Raw genomic sequence first — 710 nt, 5'->3', positions numbered from 1 at the left:
TCGTAGTACTGGCTGCCGAACCATTCGCCGGTACGGCCGAAACCGCAGATCACCTCATCGGCAACGAAGAGGATGTCGTACCTGGCGAGGATTTCCTTGATGCGCGGCCAGTAGGTCTCCGGCGGGATGATCACACCGCCCGCGCCCTGGATCGGCTCGGCGATGAAGGCCGCCACATTGTCCACACCCAGTTCGAGAATCTTCTTCTCCAGTTGGTCGGCGGCCCAGATGCCAAATGCTTCCGGCGATTGCTCGCCACCCTCGCCGAACCAGTACGGCTGCGGGATATGCGCGATACCCGGGATCGGCAAGTCGCCCTGCTCGTGCATGAATTTCATGCCGCCGAGGCTGGCACCGGCCACGGTGGAGCCGTGGTAGCCGTTGTCGCGACCGATGATGATCTTCTTGTTTGGCTGGCCCTTGCATGCCCAGTAGTGGCGCACCAGGCGCACCATGGTGTCGTTGCCCTCCGAGCCCGAACCGGTGAAGAACACGTGGTTCATGCCGGCCGGCGCCAGTTGGGAGATGGCATGGGCCAGCTCCAGCACCGGCGGGTGGGCAGTCTGGAAGAAGGTGTTGTAGAACGGCAATTGACGCATCTGCGCGCTGGCGGCTTCGACCAGTTCCTCGCGGCCATAGCCGACGGCCACGCACCACAGACCGGCCATGCCGTCGAGGATCTTGTTGCCCTCGCTGTCCCACAGGTGCAC

At 63.5% G+C, this 710-nt stretch carries 1 protein-coding gene; it reads right to left on the bottom strand.

What is annotated here, in order from left to right; translation table 11 throughout:
* Positions 1-710 (bottom strand): aminotransferase class III-fold pyridoxal phosphate-dependent enzyme (locus INS93_RS24605; RefSeq protein ID WP_192985863.1); only part of this gene is annotated, 710 nt, incomplete at both ends.

This window comes from Pseudomonas sp. EggHat1 (assembly GCF_014892995.1).
Lineage (GTDB): Bacteria > Pseudomonadota > Gammaproteobacteria > Pseudomonadales > Pseudomonadaceae > Aquipseudomonas > Aquipseudomonas chaetocerotis.
The sequence above is the reverse complement of the archived record's forward strand: the minus strand, read 5'-3'. Positions and strand labels throughout refer to the sequence as shown.